This is a genomic window from Klebsiella sp. K-Nf6, from assembly GCF_002806655.1.
Classification (GTDB): Bacteria; Pseudomonadota; Gammaproteobacteria; order Enterobacterales; family Enterobacteriaceae; genus Klebsiella; species Klebsiella variicola.
This window is the reverse complement of the sequence record NZ_PIBN01000019.1, coordinates 48,866-64,906: the sequence shown is the minus strand read 5'-3', so window position 1 is coordinate 64,906 and position 16,041 is coordinate 48,866. Positions and strand designations below refer to the sequence as shown.

The 16,041-nt window shown below is 47.6% G+C and carries 15 protein-coding genes and 1 pseudogene; 7 read left to right on the top strand and 9 right to left on the bottom strand.

The features are described 5' to 3' along the window. Window positions 1-103 precede the first annotated feature (103 nt). The 7 genes from CWM61_RS24235 to CWM61_RS24205 are packed head-to-tail and all read right to left on the bottom strand — an operon-like array spanning window position 104 to window position 7,672. Window positions 104-991: an ABC transporter substrate-binding protein gene (locus tag CWM61_RS24235; RefSeq protein ID WP_100632064.1), complete on the bottom strand. Its 888-nt coding sequence runs from the start codon at window positions 989-991 to the stop codon at window positions 104-106. Further along, window positions 988-2,229: an ATP-grasp domain-containing protein gene (locus tag CWM61_RS24230; protein ID WP_100632063.1), complete on the bottom strand. Its 1,242-nt coding sequence runs from the start codon at window positions 2,227-2,229 to the stop codon at window positions 988-990. Before CWM61_RS24230 ends, CWM61_RS24235 begins: the two co-directional genes overlap by 4 nt. Beyond that, window positions 2,226-3,446, bottom strand: coding sequence for an MFS transporter (locus CWM61_RS24225; protein ID WP_100632062.1), 1,221 nt, complete (start codon window positions 3,444-3,446; stop codon window positions 2,226-2,228). The genes CWM61_RS24230 and CWM61_RS24225 overlap by 4 nt, the downstream gene beginning before the upstream one ends. Then, the gene (locus tag CWM61_RS24220; RefSeq protein ID WP_100632061.1) at window positions 3,443-4,498 is read right to left on the bottom strand and encodes an FAD-dependent oxidoreductase; all 1,056 of its coding nucleotides are present in this window, start codon (window positions 4,496-4,498) and stop codon (window positions 3,443-3,445) included. Before CWM61_RS24220 ends, CWM61_RS24225 begins: the two co-directional genes overlap by 4 nt. Further along, complete coding sequence (locus CWM61_RS24215; protein WP_100632060.1) at window positions 4,488-6,032, bottom strand: class I tRNA ligase family protein; 1,545 nt, start codon at window positions 6,030-6,032, stop codon at window positions 4,488-4,490. Before CWM61_RS24215 ends, CWM61_RS24220 begins: the two co-directional genes overlap by 11 nt. Next, on the bottom strand, window positions 6,025-6,411 hold the full coding sequence (locus CWM61_RS24210; RefSeq protein ID WP_100632059.1) for a cupin domain-containing protein: 387 nt from the start codon (window positions 6,409-6,411) through the stop codon (window positions 6,025-6,027). Before CWM61_RS24210 ends, CWM61_RS24215 begins: the two co-directional genes overlap by 8 nt. Before the next feature lie 16 nt (window positions 6,412-6,427). After that, window positions 6,428-7,672, bottom strand: coding sequence for a SidA/IucD/PvdA family monooxygenase (locus CWM61_RS24205; RefSeq protein ID WP_100632058.1), 1,245 nt, complete (start codon window positions 7,670-7,672; stop codon window positions 6,428-6,430). A gap of 439 nt (window positions 7,673-8,111) precedes the next feature. On the opposite strand from CWM61_RS24205, the gene CWM61_RS24200 reads away from it, so the two are divergent. The 7 genes from CWM61_RS24200 to CWM61_RS24165 all read left to right on the top strand — a co-directional run bounded on the left by CWM61_RS24200 (window position 8,112) and on the right by CWM61_RS24165 (window position 11,959). Continuing rightward, window positions 8,112-8,453 carry an NIPSNAP family protein gene (locus CWM61_RS24200; protein WP_100632105.1) on the top strand — a complete coding sequence of 114 codons (342 nt, stop codon included), beginning with the start codon at window positions 8,112-8,114 and terminating at the stop codon, window positions 8,451-8,453. A 454-nt stretch (window positions 8,454-8,907) separates the two neighbouring features. After that, entirely contained in the window at window positions 8,908-9,156 is a 249-nt protein-coding gene (locus tag CWM61_RS24190; protein ID WP_032415726.1) for a hypothetical protein, read from the top strand. A gap of 374 nt (window positions 9,157-9,530) precedes the next feature. Beyond that, entirely contained in the window at window positions 9,531-10,373 is an 843-nt protein-coding gene (locus tag CWM61_RS24185; RefSeq protein WP_227521399.1) for a hypothetical protein, read from the top strand. A 133-nt stretch (window positions 10,374-10,506) separates the two neighbouring features. After that, window positions 10,507-10,998: a DNA-binding protein gene (locus CWM61_RS24180; protein WP_100632055.1), complete on the top strand. Its 492-nt coding sequence runs from the start codon at window positions 10,507-10,509 to the stop codon at window positions 10,996-10,998. A 43-nt stretch (window positions 10,999-11,041) separates the two neighbouring features. Next, window positions 11,042-11,410 (top strand): hypothetical protein, encoded by a 369-nt coding sequence (locus CWM61_RS24175; protein WP_100632054.1) that lies wholly within the window; start codon window positions 11,042-11,044, stop codon window positions 11,408-11,410. A 32-nt stretch (window positions 11,411-11,442) separates the two neighbouring features. Further along, window positions 11,443-11,646: an HHA domain-containing protein gene (locus CWM61_RS24170; RefSeq protein ID WP_032736775.1), complete on the top strand. Its 204-nt coding sequence runs from the start codon at window positions 11,443-11,445 to the stop codon at window positions 11,644-11,646. 58 nt (window positions 11,647-11,704) lie between these two features. Beyond that, complete coding sequence (locus tag CWM61_RS24165; protein WP_100632053.1) at window positions 11,705-11,959, top strand: hypothetical protein; 255 nt, start codon at window positions 11,705-11,707, stop codon at window positions 11,957-11,959. 159 nt (window positions 11,960-12,118) lie between these two features. Here the strand turns inward: CWM61_RS24165 and CWM61_RS24160 are convergent. Further along, window positions 12,119-12,676: pseudogene (locus CWM61_RS24160) on the bottom strand (IS3 family transposase); the annotation flags it as partial. Between the two features lie 415 nt (window positions 12,677-13,091). Next, on the bottom strand, window positions 13,092-14,978 hold the full coding sequence (locus CWM61_RS24155; RefSeq protein ID WP_100632052.1) for an NACHT domain-containing protein: 1,887 nt from the start codon (window positions 14,976-14,978) through the stop codon (window positions 13,092-13,094). Between the last annotated feature and the right edge of the window lie 1,063 nt (window positions 14,979-16,041).

The window sequence follows — 16,041 nt, the reverse complement described above, 5'->3', positions numbered from 1 at the left end:
GGATACCGTCGGGACGGGGAATGCCATAACACCATTCCCCCATATCAGTAATACACGCGCAATTTTGTAATTATCTGATTTTAAATCATTGATAAGGTTCAGGCTAATCCAAATCTTCTGAGACCAGATTGCAACCTTCATAACAATGGGACCTGTCGAAACCCTGTAAGCCCAGATAAGTGCTGAACCTTAATCCGCCGTCCGTTCTGCCCTGAACAGAGGGCAGCGCACCGGAAGCCAGAGAAAGCGCCAGTAAGGTTTCATTCCAGTACGGGCGCTTCAGTCCGTGCTGTGATAGATGAGAGGCAGAACGAACACGAGACAGGCGCTGAGGACGTATAATGCACGACCTGTGCGCTTCTGAGCTGTCAGAATCATCAACCAGGAGTATCCGGTAAATTTGCGTTTGAGACAGTAGTTTAATGATACGGGATGCAAAATCGCTGTAACCAATAATGATGAAGGTATCTTCTCTTTCAATTCTGCCCGGTAATTCACGAATTACCCTGACATCACTCATCAGGGGAATATAATCCATCAAACGGTTAGCGTACATATTGTCCTGCACCACGACATAAACGTTCCCTTCCATGTGATTGATAATACCGTCTTCGAGGCAATAGGAGATCAGTTCTGAATTATCTTTCTGATACCGGAATAATTCAATCTGGTTTACTCTGTTATAATCACCCAATTCACAGGCTGTTGAAGCCGGTAGTATTAATGGGATCGACTGGCGTGAGTACAAAGGCAGTGCAGCCAGAGCAGCAATACTGGAAAAATGTCCTACCACCACGTCAGCCCCCCACTCAATCAACTCGCCGGCAGCGCGAATGCCCCCATCCAGTGATTTTTCATCATTGACAATTTTAAGCGTATTTTGTTTGAACTCAGGGAAATGCTTGAGGCTATAGTTAATAGCCTCAATGAACGTTTGTGTATGGCTATTGGCGTCTTTCCCTAACGCAATCGCCAGTCCGATTTTTTTCAACGTGTAGTCACTATCACTTGCTTGCTGTAGCGCATTGCTTTTTCTTCCGTCTCCTGCCGGCTTGCCCCCATCACGCCCAGGAAACCAATAATATCGTTACCCATAGGTGGACGTTTTATCACTGTACCGGGATGAGAGATGACCTTCAGCATAAATGTATCTGGGTCGTGTTTGATGTTATCCGGTAGCAGAATGGATTCGATGCAGCCAGGGTCGGAGATCAGGCAAAGTGCGAACGTATGTTTTCCTGTAGGGCTGTAATGCTGATAATCCGGTTTTCGTCCGGAGGCAATATCAATAACAGCCTGAATCGGGCAGTAACCTGCCGAGAGGCGTGCCATAAAATCAAGGCCACCGCCTCCAGGGCGCGCTGCAATCTCAACGATATATGGTTTTCCCTGGTGAAAACGTATTTCGGCATGCATAACACTACGGGTCAGCCCCTGGGCCACCGCTCCGGCGTGGACAGCAGCGTGCATTTGCTGCAAATCCTGCTCTGAAAGATCGGTCGGTGCATGATGAACGTCATCGTCGAAAGAATTCCCTTCCAGGGTGACCCGGTCGACAACAGAGCCCAGAACGGTATTGCCATCCCAGATATAGGCTTCTATCAGAAATTCCCGACCGTCCAGGTACGATTCTACCAGTAGTGAATTTGGCCCCAGAACGTCCGTGATACCCTCATTTTTAAACTGACTCATCTCGCTGATACCGGCCAGTGCTTTCGGGAAAAATTCCTTCATCTCCAGACTGTTATTAACGCGATAAACAAACTGACTGGCAGAGCCCAGTGTCGGTTTGAGGATCACCGGATAACCCAGCTCAGCGGCGGCATCCAGCGCCATTGCCAGCGTGTTAGTCAGCCTGTATTCCGGGTGAGGCGCATGGCCAGTGCGATGGGCATCACGCATGATGATTTTGTTACGGCTTTTCACTGCTGCCTCCACCGGAATTGTCGGAAGATTCAGTACACTGGCGATCATGGCAGTGGCAATCACACTGTTTTCAGCAAAAGTGAACACACCATCAAAATGAAAATCCTTATGCAGTTGCGATGCCAGTGCGATCAGATCACTGATATCCATACTATTGGAGATAAAAAAACGCCCTGCATGCCAGTGATCGCTGTCAGCCACGCCGGACAACACAAACAGTTCAACACCATACTGCTCTACCTGCTGATAGCGAGAATTGTAATAATCGCCAAATTGCCCCACTTCAATCGCCAGTAATTTCATTTTGCTTTTCCTTTAAAAACCAGAGCCGAAGCCAGTAAAGACAGGGATGCGACGGCGAGAGCAAGTGCCACATAACCCGCGAGAATAGTGGTGTTATCAACAAGTCCACCGATGGTGTAGGTCAGGATTACAGCTGACGTTAATCCGATTGCATTACTGAACCCGAAAAAACGTCCGGTGTAATGAGACGGGATCGTATTAAACATAAGAGTCCGGCATGAAATACGGGCCAGACCAAAACAGACGGCGCCAAGAGGGAAGAATACCATCAGCCAGGTCAGTGAAAACTGGGGCTGCAGGGCAATAAATGCCGCATTGGCCACATAGCCAAACAGCACGATTGTCAGCAGCGAGAATCGCTTCTGCAGGAAAGGAGTCATTGCCGCTGCGATGGCAACGCCCACACCGGCCAGGGCATCCACCATACCGAGAACACCGGCACCGGAAGAAAAATGTTTGGTGACCAGTAAAACCAGAAGCATATTACTGACAGTAACAATGATGTTACCAACCCCGTAAAGCAGCATTAGCCAGGGTTTTCTGACAGCTGACGCTGGGGCAGACTCTGTTGTACTGGTGTCGTGACTGCCGCCGGAAGCCCCCACAATTTCATGCTCTCTCGGTGACAACATATAAAATAAAACGGCACTGATGATGAAAGTCGCGGCATTCAGCACGAAAACAAAATCAACGCCGATCAACTGGATAAGGAAGCCGCCAATCGCCACGGAAGTCAGTGCCCCGATTTGTACAGCCATTTCAAGTCTGGCATTGAAAGCGGCCATTCTGCCGGACTCAACCGAGTCTTTGATTATTGCGTTATTTGCCGGGAAGAACATTGCCATCGTCATTGAAAGCATGAAGCTACAGACAAATATAATCATTGATGGATTGGAGAATGTATTAATACCGGCCAAGACCGCCAACACAATCAGCGTATTTACAAGGTTAGTGAAAATACAGATCTTCTTTCTGTCATAGACGTCAGACAGTTTCCCGAACAGAAGGGAAAAAAACGCCTGTGGAAGGGCAATTAAAATGAATAGCGTACCGACAGCTTTTGCCGTCCCCATGCTTTCAGAGATAATCAGTGCGTTAGCGATAGTGAGGATCCCGCTACCCAGCGTGGACACCAGTGAAGCCAAAAGTATCAAATTCTCGTTGCGTTTGCTGATCCGATACAACGCATCGTTCTGCAATATTGTCTCATTACTCATTCTTTAACTCCGTGAATGGCATAGCGGCAGAGTTGTTGCGATAACGCCGGTGCTATTTTGAAAACAGAAGCATCACAGGCTTCAATGATGAGGCAGCCAGCGGTGTTGTGTTCCCGCCAGTAAGCCTGTTTTTGTCGTGCAGCAGACGGTATTTCAAAATAGGGCGACACATAAAGCCTGACCTTGTCATAGCTGATGCGCAGCTGGTCAAGTAAATACGCCTTACATGCCAGTTGGTGACTGCTGTCCGGTGGGGTGGGGTATGAGAAGCGACTGGCGCTCACTTTCAGCACTCTGCGATCCGGCGACGGCACACACCATGAATAATTACTGTCTCCCATCGTCAGCACCGGTCCGAACAAAGGAGTCTGGTCATCATTAAGATGAACATCGAGATGCACCTGATATTGAGACACTGGCCGGGACAGGGGATCTGAGTTGTGTTCGGCAATCGGAGTACCGGTGGTGCAAATCACCGTTGTGTAATATTTTCGCTCTCCCTGGATGAGCAGGCTTTTGCCATCCTGAATTGTGCTGAGATCAACACGATGGAAGGGCTTCAGGCTGATCCCTGGATTCTCCTCCATTTCATGGCACAGGTAGGCATAAATTTTACGTGCATCAAGCAGCATGGCATCGTCCCCGATGAATAACAGCTTGTCAGGAGAGGATATATTCAACTGCTGACTGAGGACAGAAGCGTCGGGTTCCTGAACGTCAAACCCGATATCAAGGGACTCATAAAGTTGGGTTAAATGCTGACACGTTACATTATCCACAACACGAAAGGACTGCGTATGGCAGCCGAAAGTGCTGTTAACTCCTCCAATAAGTGTGTGCCAGTAATTTCTGGAATAAGCGGCCAGAGGTTGCAGCATGGCATTGTTTTCATGAGCGTGTTTCCACAAACGACCGTACGCCCATGACAGGTTTTTGGGGTTGGGTATTGCACCTGCATCATAAAGGTCAACACTTGCGCCCTCACGGGCGCAAGCTAACGCTGTCATGACGCCTGTGATACCGGCACCGATGATGGCGATATTAGGACGCATAGGATTCACTTTCAGCAAAAGTGTTAATCGGGAGTAGCTCTGGTAATCCCCATTGCCTGTTGTAATCCGTAATACCGGTCTCAGTGATGGCACGATGAAGATCAATCATAATCAGCCCCATACCTTCGACGAGCACCTGCAACTGGCGATTAAAAGCATTCAGACTGATATCCTTTTCGCCTGAAATCAGTTCCTGCAACCGCGTGATGTGATGAAGTATCCAGTCTGCCAGTCTGCTCTGGCTGAATGTATCGATGCGACAGGTCAGTTCCAGTCGCGAGTGCATGGCCGCTATAGTTGTTGACGTTCTCTCAGTGGCATCATCCGAATATTTAGCCCAGTTCCTGGCGTTATATTCGCTGACCAGAGTGTTCCATGATGCAATCAGGCGATCGTTCAGTATCTGCTGGAGCGCCTGCCGGCTGAAATTGCTTCGATTATGTTCCGGGCTGGTCAGGCAGAGATAAAACCGGGCGTAGTCACGGGGCAGAGTTCTGACCAAATCCCGGGCCCAGATCAAATGACCGCGACTGGTCGAAAATTTGGCATTTTCAAGTTCATAGAACTCGTTAGACACAATAGATTCAGGCAGTATATATTTTCCGTCATGCGCCATCAGCAGAGCAAGATGCGTAACACCCCAGAAATAAGAGTTATCAAAGCCAAGGAAATACACCAGACGGTTACCGGTTTCAGCGCGCCAGGTTGCATCAACAGGACTGAGATCTTTCTCTCCACACGCATTGCAGTACATGGAAGCCGCCATACCTTCCGCCCAGGCGTTTATTACTTGCCCTTCGGTGCCCGGGAAACGGGAAGGAAGGCCCCAGCTTATTGGATAGGTGATCGGGAAATCAATCAGCTCGCGGCTGAATAACTCGTCCATCAACTGAAGGATATGCGGGCGCCAGTGGCCTTTTTTTGTCGCGTAATATTGCTCCAGTTCAGCACGGTATTCTTCTACCGGGAAGACCAGAATTTCAGTTTCTTTATATACCAGCGGTTCGTAAGGAGGCAGGGTTGCCATCGGTTCGTTTAACTGATCATAGTTATTAGGGTGGCCGCAGTTCTCACACAAACCGCCACGTGACTGCGCCAGACAAACAGGACATTCACCGGAAACAAAAGATTCAACCATGAACGTTTCACGCCTCGGTGAGTACGGAAGCTTCACTGTTTTCAGGCGGATCTTTCCCTCGTTAAACAATGGTGTCAGAAAGGCATACACCATTCTTTTATACTCGTCATCAAACGGGGCATAACCATCCAGTGCAACACCCCAGTCTTTAAGGCTGCTACAGATATCGTCGGCAGACTGCTGGCATAGTTTCTCAGGAGAGGTATTAAGTTTATGGGCGCTGGTCACGACATAGGTTTGACTGTCATCTGTACCGGTCGCGTAGTTAACATATTCCCCTTTCATACGTAAATATCGGGAATAAATATCTCCGGCGAGGTAAGGGCCTGCCATATGACCGACATGCAAATCGCCATTGGGTGTGGGGGGCGGGGCGATAATAAGTGTTTTAGTCATGAGTAGGTACCTGAGTGTTTAATTGATGACGATGAGTAAAACGTTCTGACATATCAGCATCCCACCAGATGCTGTACATTTCAAAAGGCTCGCCGCTTTCGTTGATAACACAATGCCGGGTGAATGGAGAAAACTGGACAGTATCACCGGCTTTAAAGGAGGTTTTTTTATTATCGCAAAGAATAAAAGCCTCGCCTTTAACAGCAACGAATATTTCATATTCATGATGTTCATGCGGTGTTGACGTTGTTCCCGGAGCAATGACGCACCATGAACTTTCAAAAGGAGCATTGAGTTCCGGCCACGGAAGCAATCGCTGGGCATGCAAATTGTTCTCGAAACGCAAATTATTGCGTTCAAGTTTTTTAAAAGAATGCATTATTTTTCCCTAAATTTTATGCAGTGATATCATCCAGAATTTCTTTTGAGCGAAATGCCAGAACACTTAACAGTGAATCGGCTATCCCGTGGGTACTCTCATTCGTCCCCTGTAAATGCAGAGATACGCCAGGAGAAAATGGCAGAATAGCTCTGTAATTTCGATCAACACGAATATGCTCAGAATCCAGTTGTTCGGATAAGGTTGTTAATAATTCAGGTGTTTTATTTTTATACCCTGTCCCCAGCAGAATAATGTCAAACCGTTCTGAATGTGTCTGCCCGGTTTTATTATTTTTCCATGTAAGCAGCACGCCATTTTCGTCATCAACAGCATGAAGTATTTCACACTGTGTCAACATGGTTGCCCGCTCTTCCCCACGCATATCCTGAAGGTAATGAAAACGGTAGAGTCCTGAAAGAGTTGATGGTGCCACACCTGAGTAGTTAGTCGTGTGCATGGCAGCCAGCGTTTTCTTTCGGCTGTCATCGTCAGCATTGAAATAGGTGTTGATGTAGTTGTTCTGGAACAATGTGTTGGTAAACTGACTGCCTTCATAGTTCACCAGGCCGATGGAGCGCATAATCATCTTTATGTCAGCATCAGGGAAGTTATCAATACAGTACTGATACATTTCAGCACTGCTTTGCGCACCGCCAATCACAGCTATATTTTTGAATGCACATGTGTCAGTTTTTCCAAGCGTAGTCAGAAAATGTGCGCTGTGCACCACTTTTCCCGGCGATACATGTTCAAAAACTGCAGGGATATTGAGATCACGTCCACCGCCGAATATAAGGCGATTTGCGTGGTAGATATCTCCGTTTTCCACGGATACTCGCCATCCTGCGATATTTCCGTCAGATGAAATATCTGGCTCAACAGCGGTTACTTTGCTGTTGTAGACTACTTTGGTCTTTTTAAGGCTATCCGCGACCCATTGTAAATAAACGGATATTTCTTTTCGGTAAGGGTTAAACGTCTGCAGGTTGATAAAATCGTCCAGGCGTTTTGTTTTATGCAGAAAATTAAGGAAACTGAACTGGCTTGTAGGATCTCGTTGAGTGACTAAATCCTTCAAAAAAGAAACCTGTGATTGTGCTTCAGGAAAGAGCATACCTCTGTGCCAGCAAACAGAGTCGTCTTTTTCAAGAATAATGGAGGATGTGATATCGTGTGGTGCCGTTCGTTCTTCAAGAGCAACGCCCACGGCAAGATTTGACGGGCCGCAGCCAATCATCAGAAGGTCTGTGTGTTGCATAAATTTTTCCCTAATCCATTTGTATCCATAGCATAGTCAGCAATGGTTGTTGCTGAGATACGCCACCTTTCATAATCCCTGGAAATTTAATTCATACGCTAATTATATTATGTTTAAATATCCTTACATTGTATAGGTGATGTAAAGCTAACATTAGCATTTTTAACAAACAACGCACATTGCGTGACATTTTAAAACTTCAGAGCAACATTTTGTAATGGAGGTATCACATAGAATAAAATGTTCAGCCATTTCTTTGTGACGGTGTTTTTTCCTGTGTTGCGCAAAATGATTATGGCATGTACTAAATCATGCAACTGGGCAGCATTTTTTATGCCGATTATGCGTAATGCAGTAAAAATGGAAATGACTCACGCACTAAAAATGTAATATGTTTTATTATCAGTATATTAATGAAATTTTCTTCAGGACAAACACAATGGCATCAGTAATCGAAGTGCTCCAGTACACCTTGAAACCTGGGACGGGTGAAGCATTCCATGCGGTAATGAAAGAACAGAGCATCCCTCTACATGAGTCATGCGGCCTGAATGTTAAGAGGTTTGGCAACTCATTGGATAATAAGGATAAATATTATCTCGTTCGCGCATTTTCTGATATATCTCAAATGGAAACCGAGCTTGCGCAATTTTATGCCGATGTCCGCTGGCGCGAAGGGCCACGAAGCAAAATCATCAATATGATAATTGAAAGTCACCGTGTGGTCATACCGGATAACAGTTTGAGTGACGACAGTCCGAGTGAATACTCGGAAAACTGACCCGAAAATCGGAAGGCCAGTCACCAACACAAAGGGCCTGAATGTCTATAACCGTCGGGTTCACCAGGGGTGGCGTGGCATTATTCTGCGTCTGATGGGTATCCATTTGTCTGACAGATCTCGTTCGTCCTGAAGACATCCCTGCCCGAAGAGCGTCCATCTGTGCCAACTGAAGACACGCCAGCGGTTGTTATGAACCTGCCGTATCCATCTCTCCATTGCTGGAGACTTCCGTCGTCTGAGATCTCCAGCTGGTTCAGCTTCTTTTCGTGTCTGTGAGGCGGGAAACCGGCAATGAATATGATAATTTGGCAATTCACATAAAATCATACTGAATGTGATATTTGTCATTAATATAAACATCATATCTGATATGATATATACCACTTCAGTAAATAATCATTCATGAGATGAATTTTCACTTAACCGGACATTATCAGACGGAGCGGGCAGGATGGATGACGAAATGATGTTTTCGCTCAGCTATGAGCAAATGACGCAGATGGCAGAAGAGGAAATAAAGCAATGCGATTTTCGCAGGGATGGAACCCATTATGTCTGGGAAGTGAACAAGGCTCATGACATCCTCCGCTTCTGGTATCTCCTGGCGCTGCGTGGACACACGGGCCTGGCCACCACACGGGTCGAAGCAGACTATAAACGGCTAAAAACGCTCATTTCTCAGAGGAACGAGGGACAATGATGCGGGAAAAATCCCGACGTCCGTCGCCGCTGCAGCGGCGGGTGCTGATTGTGCTGGCCGCCCTCGATGCGAAATGTCCGGGGCCGGTGGCGACGCGCGATATCGAGCGGGTGCTGGAGCAGGGCGGGGACGCCCCGGTGTACGGGCCGAACCTGCGGGCCTCCTGCCGGCGCATGGAAGCCGCGGGCTGGCTGCGCACCCTGCGCGCCCCGAACATGCAGCTGGCCGTTGAGCTGACGGACGCCGGCAGGACGCTGGCCGCCCCGCTTCTCGCTGACGAACAGGCGCGCGTCCTGGCGGAGCAGCGCGCGACGGCAGTCCGGGTTCTGCCCCTGGTCCCGCCTGTCCAGGCAGATGAGGCTGACGACCGGCCGGTGGCGCTGGACGATCGCTGGCACCTGGCGTGCCGGGCCGACTACGTGATCCGTCTTGACGACACCACCTGCCTGCAGCTGTGGAGCACGGCCGGGCAGGTGACACGCCTGGAAGGCGATCCCCTGCAGGTCGCCACCTGGCTGCAGGCCTGCCACGATGCAGGGATTGCGGTCCGGGTGCAGATCAATGAGAGCGCCGCGCCGGAGGCGGGCACGCGGAACGTTACCGCGCCGGCGGACCAGACCGGCACCTGGTACCGCCAGCTGGACGCCGCGCTGCAGGCGCAGGGGATCACCGGGCTGACTGAGGATATTCGACTCGCCGTGGTCAGTCCTGAAGCGTCCCTGCGGGCGCTGCCGGCGCCGGCGCGCCTGCTGCAGGTTCTGCGCGACAGTCCGGAGGCATTCCCGCTCACGGCGACCGGCTTTGAGGATGACACGCAGGCCGCGCTGGCTGACCTGCTGGCCCGCGCGGGGTTCTCGGTCGACCAGGCGCAGGAGCTGCAGTGGCACCGCATCCGCTGGCCGCTGATGAGTCAGGAAGAAGCTGACCGGCGCGACCTGAACAGCCTGCTGGACGACCTGGAGCAGCGCCAGCTGTACTGCAACCGCGAGCAGCTGGCGGAGATTGTGTTTTCGCCGGTACGCAAACCCGGCGAGCACTGGACGGAACGACTGCAGTGGCTCCTGATGACGGACGGATTCGGGTTCTGCAGTCCGCTGTCGCGTGAAGCGGGCGCCATGGCGCTGGCTATCCTGGCCGGTTACATAGGACGGGAGGTGGCGGAGCATCTGGCCAAGGTGATGGTGTGGAACGACGCCGGAACAGGAGAGAGGCCCTGAGCCCATTGTCTTCAGCAAGCCACGTTCATCCTGGCGTGAGCGGCACGCGCTGCAAAAACTGACTGACGATCTCCGGCCCGGAGCATGAGAACCGGGACTGTACCCAACCACCACAAGGAACAAGAGCTGAACCATGAAAGTCACTGAAACCCGACTGGACACCCTGATCGATAATCTGAACACCCTGATTTGTGAAGATGATCTGCTCACCCGCCAGGAGCGTGAAACCCTGGTGCGGGCCGTGGCGGCCATCGGCGCCATGAAAGCACGCGTCAGCATGAAAAAGCCTACGGTACCGGCAGCATCGAAACCGAAGGAAGAGAAACAGGCACCTGTACCTGACCCACGCTTTCCGAATGCCCGCCAGGCCTGGGTGGCTGAAGAGGAAACTTTATTACTGGATGCGCTCGATGGCGTCCCGAATGATGATATTGGTAAGCATCTTTTCTGGCTTTCCGAGAAACTGGGGAGAACGCCGTTCAGCGTCGCCTGTAAAATCGCGTCGCAAAGACATCTGACAAATGGCTGGAAAGAGCAGTTCAGGGAGGTTTCGGATAAAATCCGTTTGTCCGGTCTGAGCATTAGTGAATATCAGAAACAGAACGGCACGGACCTGAACGCCTGAATGCCATTTGCGTTATCGACAAATTATATAATGAGGGGCAGTGATGAAAACAGCGGTATGGTTGGTGGTGTATTTCGCGATTTGTTTTCTGATGTTCACAGGATGGATGTTCGGCTTTGCGCAGTACACACCCTTTAACGGGCAGGAAAAGGTGTTTTCTCTGACGTATCTGCTTAATTTATTTTTTCTGCATGTTGTGATGGAACCGTACTACCATTTTCTTAAGATTGAAACTTACAGCAATGCATTAATGAGTCTTGCAGATGACTCCGGCCAGATGATACGATTTCATCAAACGGTACCTGTTCTCCGGATATACAGCCTTTCCGCACTCATAACTTTTGTGGTTTACATCATATCGGCAAAATGGTTCACTCATAACCGAGTGAAAGGAAAGTATATTACAAAATGAAATTACCGGGACACCTCAGGATGTAGCAGAAGATGACGAAACAGGAATGGATTTTACGACTTCGACGCTGTACCTCGAAGGACACCCTGGAAAGGGTTATAGAAAAAAACAAATATTCCCTGTCAGATGATGAGCTTGAGCATTTCAATGCCGCGGTGGATCACCGGCTGGCGGAGATGACGATGGGAAAGTTATATGACCGGGTACCGCCAGGTATCTGGAAATTTGTGAAATAGAACAGGTGACCTTATGAACAACGATAATCTGAAACTTATATTTCCGTAGGGGATCATCATGACGGGAACAGGAATTTTCACGGTACGTATCGGCGATGAAGTGAAGCACATTACCGATCTCGATGTACTAACACTCATGCATGAATGGTCAAAGCTTAAAAAAGAAAATGCTGCCCTGTATGACTATAACCGTCAGGTTAACCGGGGGGGGCGCGGCTTTATTCTTCGCCTGATGGGTATCCATTTGCCTGACAAAGACCGTGTCCGTCTTCAGGGCATTAATGCCGGAAAAGAATCCATCTATCCTGACTGAAGCCGTGCCGGCAGTGATAGTGTGCAGGTCATTGCAGTAGAGTAGTTATAATTTGACGTTAAGTGCATGATATTTAACATAAAACGCATTAAGCGTAGTGATGATGTAGTAGCTAATTTGAGATGTCCGTCTCGGGGCTGCGGATGTTTTCCTGGACTGTTATGTTGTGATCCCAAGATGCTGCCGGTACTTCACCGGACTCATTGCACCTAATGATAGCTTGATACGTTTCTCGTTATAACAGCGTATGTACCTGTCCAGGAAGCAGATAAATTTTTCCAGCGTGATACCAGCCCAGTTTCTGCCATAGAACATTTCGTTTTTGATACGCCCGAAGAAGCCTTCACACGCAGCATTATCCGACGAGCATCCTTTGCGCGACATGGACCTTATAAGTCCGGATGTGTTGATACGATCGAGCCAGCCCGACCACCGGTAATGGCCACCACGATCGCTGTGTATTACCGGTTTATCATGTTCGTTGAGCGTATCGAGTGCTTCATCGAGCATCGTATTCACCAGCGTCGCGTCCGGGCGTGTTCCTATCGACCAGCTTACAACCTGGCCATCAAAGCAGTCGATAACCGGCGACAGATAGACTTTTCCAGCCGGAAGCTGGAACTCCGTAATATCGGTCAGCCACTTCTCATTTGGCCTGCAGGAACTAAAATCCCGGGCGAGTAAATTTTCCGGTGCCGGGCCGATTTCGCCACAGTAAGGTAAGATAATGCTCAACAGCAGCAATTTTCTGTGTCCGTGAATAGCGTTCTCTTGGCTTTAATTCCCTGGGTAAATCGCCCTTCTCTTCATAAATCCGAACCCAACGGCCCAGCTGTTTTGTGGAAGGATATCCCAGCTCCATGACGACAACGGAGGCTTTCTTTCCGTACCGGTAATAGAGTTCGACGGCCCGGATCCGGTCCTCGTATGAATGCATAAATTAACCCCTGAAGGTCCAGGAATTCGTCCGCACTCCCCTCCCCCCCCTCAGACCAAATAGACATGTCCGCGCTACAGTCTCACCACAGCGATCGCTGCTTTCAAAGTATGAGACTCATGACGGCATACAGAACGATGATTTACTAAATGTTTGGTCAACCCGAGTGAGCTTTCAGCGCTCAGGGTCAACCCACTAACCTGAACGCTTTCTAGCTCTGTTTTTTATTAATCTCATTGCACTTTTTGACTGGGTGAGCCCTAGAGCCATATGGCTTTCATACTCTTTGAATAATAAGTCAAGGCTGTTGTTTATATAAGAAACATATTTCTCAGTAGCAGTTACAATCTCAGGAAAAACCTTAAAAAACTCTTCGGCATGAATATCTAAAAAATAAGATGTCGCTCTCGATAAATGTTTTTTGTTTGAACTTATCGATAGCCTCTCTTTAATCATGTCGTTATTATCCAAACAGAATGTGTAAAGAAAATCATAAGGTGGTATAAATCTTTTACTGAAAATAACCCTATTGTAAATACTTTCAATTATTTCAATTTCATTATATTCATCTTCTCCTCTCAAAAGTTTAAATGTCATGCTTTGGAAATTTTTTGCATCAAAATTGATGCTAACACCGGCTAAAATTGATTTAACCTCTTCAAAGTTAACATACGAAACAACACCATTTCTACTTAATTTCTTAGAAGTGTTGAGGATATTTGATACATAATCATTATAATATCCTATTTCATTTAAACACTTACACATATAACAAAAGTTACGCTCATAAAAACAACTAGCTTCGCTCCAAAATTCTATTTGTTCATCATCTGGCCTTTTTGTAAGGAATCTCGCTGCATAATAATCCTGTATCGATTTATGGATAAATGTATAAGCATCATAACCATCGTTTACAAGAAGATTAGTGAGGTTAATAATGTCCATCATTACATCATACTCGTTTTCAGTTTCTTTATTTATAAACTCTAAGGACTCCTTAAAAATAGATAAGCAGGTGTTTCTGTCAAGCGTTGTTTTTTGATCTAAGTGTGACATGAAAGAAAAATAAATAAAACAATTCTCGAGTTGTATATCATTTAGCGTGCTAAGTCTTTCACGGGAGAAAATTTTGTGGTAGTCATGTTTATATGCCAGAGATGAAAAAAGCGCATCATAATAGGAGGTTACATTCTCAGGGTCTCTGCCTAATCCAAAGCAAGTTACTATAAATATATCAACTAATATGGGCGTTATGATAGATTCATGAAGGAATTTTTTCTCATCTAACATTTTATTGAGTTGCCTGACGGAATTAACATTTGTGATGTTCCGATGTATGATATTTCTTACATCCAGCTCCTTTAAGTATTCTACTTTATAAGTAGTATATGCCGGAAGTTTACAAAATTCCGTATCAGGTCTAGTGGAGCAAATAACACTACAGTTCCATTGCATATCACACTCATCCAAGAATTTTATTGCTCGTTTTCTGTGGCTTACAGGAATTTCATCAAACCCATCAAGATATAAACGCACTGGGTTATTTTTCAATAATGCTGACACGTCAGTTTTACTACAGTCAACGCCGTTTGTTATGAAATGTGTCTCTAGTGCCTCAACTAATGATAATTCCTTTGAGAAATCAAGATTCCTTAAGCTTAGAAAGATTGGAAAAAAAAGAGACTTATTTAAGTCTTCAAGGAACATTTTTTTCATGGTCATTGTCTTACCTTGTCCGGCAACGCCGACAAGACAAATACGCTGCTCTTGTTCTAAGCTTTCATAATCATCTATGGTTATGTTTTTTCTTTTGTAACTGGATACATTAAGCGGATAATATATTTGATCCAAATATACATCTTTATCCCCGCTTAATATTGTTCTGAATGTGAATACCTTTTTCAAAAGGTTTTCAGTGTATTTTTTATTTGAACTGCTGTCACTAAGCGTCTTATAGATGTTTATTGATCGGATAACCTCACCAGCTTTCGAGATGGCTTTCTCTGCGGATTTTTCACCAATTTTTTTTAACAAACCAGAAATAAATGGAATCGTTAATGAGGAAACTGTACTGGCGATCATTCTATTACTCCAAAGAGGATTTAGAAGTAACGTAACAGGAAATGTACTTTATGTCAGCCATCTCACCCTTTTTTATAAATAAAAATCTACTTATTAAAAGTAAGCTTGAAAAGTAGACTTCTGCGGTACGCTCTGACGGTATCATTTACACGCATCGTGCCGGATGATTTCGGTCCGGACAGAGCCTTGGATTAGAGTTCTCCAGGTCTTTAGCACAACCATAATCAGTGCTGGTACATCAGCCTACACGGAAAACCATGTTTGCCGGAAAACCGTCTCCTTTCCTCCCCTGCCTGAAGGACGAGGTTTCCCCAAGGCATCACGGTGTCTGGTTGCATTATTTTCCACGGCCCCGGGTTGCTGTCTGTGCTGCGTTGTTGCTGCCTTTCGCACCAAAAACTTCCACTATCACCTACTGACTGCCTGTTCTGCCGAACAACACATTGCACTGACCTGCACCCCGTTAGTTAACACTAAGTGCTGTGGGCTACTTCCGTTCTTGGCACAAAGCAGACGTTAAAGCCTACAGCATCGGAAATCCTCTGGATGCCGCGTCAGCGGCATGGAGGCGCCTGATGATGTTACATGTATCGGTAGAGTCAAATGGCGCCGAAAGCCCGGCGTAGCCGGTTACCCGTTCATAAATTCTGCCTGTCTACCCCCTGCCCTGGCTAGCTTAAACCCGCTTAAAACGTTACAGATGCTTTTGTACGCGGTCGGAGTGGTCCCGGCAAGGCGTTAGCCGCAGTCGGGGCGTATCTCCGCGTTAGCGGGCCGGAGGGCCGCTTACGAGCGTGTACCAGACAACTGACCGCAGCTCCACCCACAGCGACGAAGAAGAGTAGTTACAACACCCATCATTAAAAGCGACACTACTCCCGGCCTTCGGCCGGGGGCGGCGGCGCTTTTCAGTGGTGGGGAGGGGCACCCGGCTGGCAAACCGGCGCCGGTTTTATGATGAACACCATTATGAATGCTGTAACTAATGTAGTTCTCCGGTCGGGCCCGTCGCGAAGCGATGGGAGCTACTTTTATCTGAGCGACGCGGACGCTTGCGGCCGCT

Excerpts from the sequence above, each read along its gene's own strand:
- CWM61_RS24230 (WP_100632063.1), bottom strand. The coding sequence starts at position 2,229 with ATGAAATTACTGGCGATTGAAGTGGGGCAATTTGGCGATTATTACAAT.
- CWM61_RS24225 (WP_100632062.1), bottom strand. The coding sequence starts at position 3,446 with ATGAGTAATGAGACAATATTGCAGAACGATGCGTTGTATCGGATCAGC.
- CWM61_RS24220 (WP_100632061.1), bottom strand. The coding sequence starts at position 4,498 with ATGCGTCCTAATATCGCCATCATCGGTGCCGGTATCACAGGCGTCATG.
- CWM61_RS24215 (WP_100632060.1), bottom strand. The coding sequence starts at position 6,032 with ATGACTAAAACACTTATTATCGCCCCGCCCCCCACACCCAATGGCGAT.
- CWM61_RS24210 (WP_100632059.1), bottom strand. The coding sequence starts at position 6,411 with ATGCATTCTTTTAAAAAACTTGAACGCAATAATTTGCGTTTCGAGAAC.
- CWM61_RS24205 (WP_100632058.1), bottom strand. The coding sequence starts at position 7,672 with ATGCAACACACAGACCTTCTGATGATTGGCTGCGGCCCGTCAAATCTT.
- CWM61_RS24200 (WP_100632105.1), top strand. The coding sequence starts at position 8,112 with ATGGCATCAGTAATCGAAGTGCTCCAGTACACCTTGAAACCTGGGACG.
- CWM61_RS24190 (WP_032415726.1), top strand. The coding sequence starts at position 8,908 with ATGGATGACGAAATGATGTTTTCGCTCAGCTATGAGCAAATGACGCAG.
- CWM61_RS24180 (WP_100632055.1), top strand. The coding sequence starts at position 10,507 with ATGAAAGTCACTGAAACCCGACTGGACACCCTGATCGATAATCTGAAC.
- CWM61_RS24175 (WP_100632054.1), top strand. The coding sequence starts at position 11,042 with ATGAAAACAGCGGTATGGTTGGTGGTGTATTTCGCGATTTGTTTTCTG.
- CWM61_RS24170 (WP_032736775.1), top strand. The coding sequence starts at position 11,443 with ATGACGAAACAGGAATGGATTTTACGACTTCGACGCTGTACCTCGAAG.
- CWM61_RS24165 (WP_100632053.1), top strand. The coding sequence starts at position 11,705 with ATGACGGGAACAGGAATTTTCACGGTACGTATCGGCGATGAAGTGAAG.
- CWM61_RS24155 (WP_100632052.1), bottom strand. The coding sequence starts at position 14,978 with ATGATCGCCAGTACAGTTTCCTCATTAACGATTCCATTTATTTCTGGT.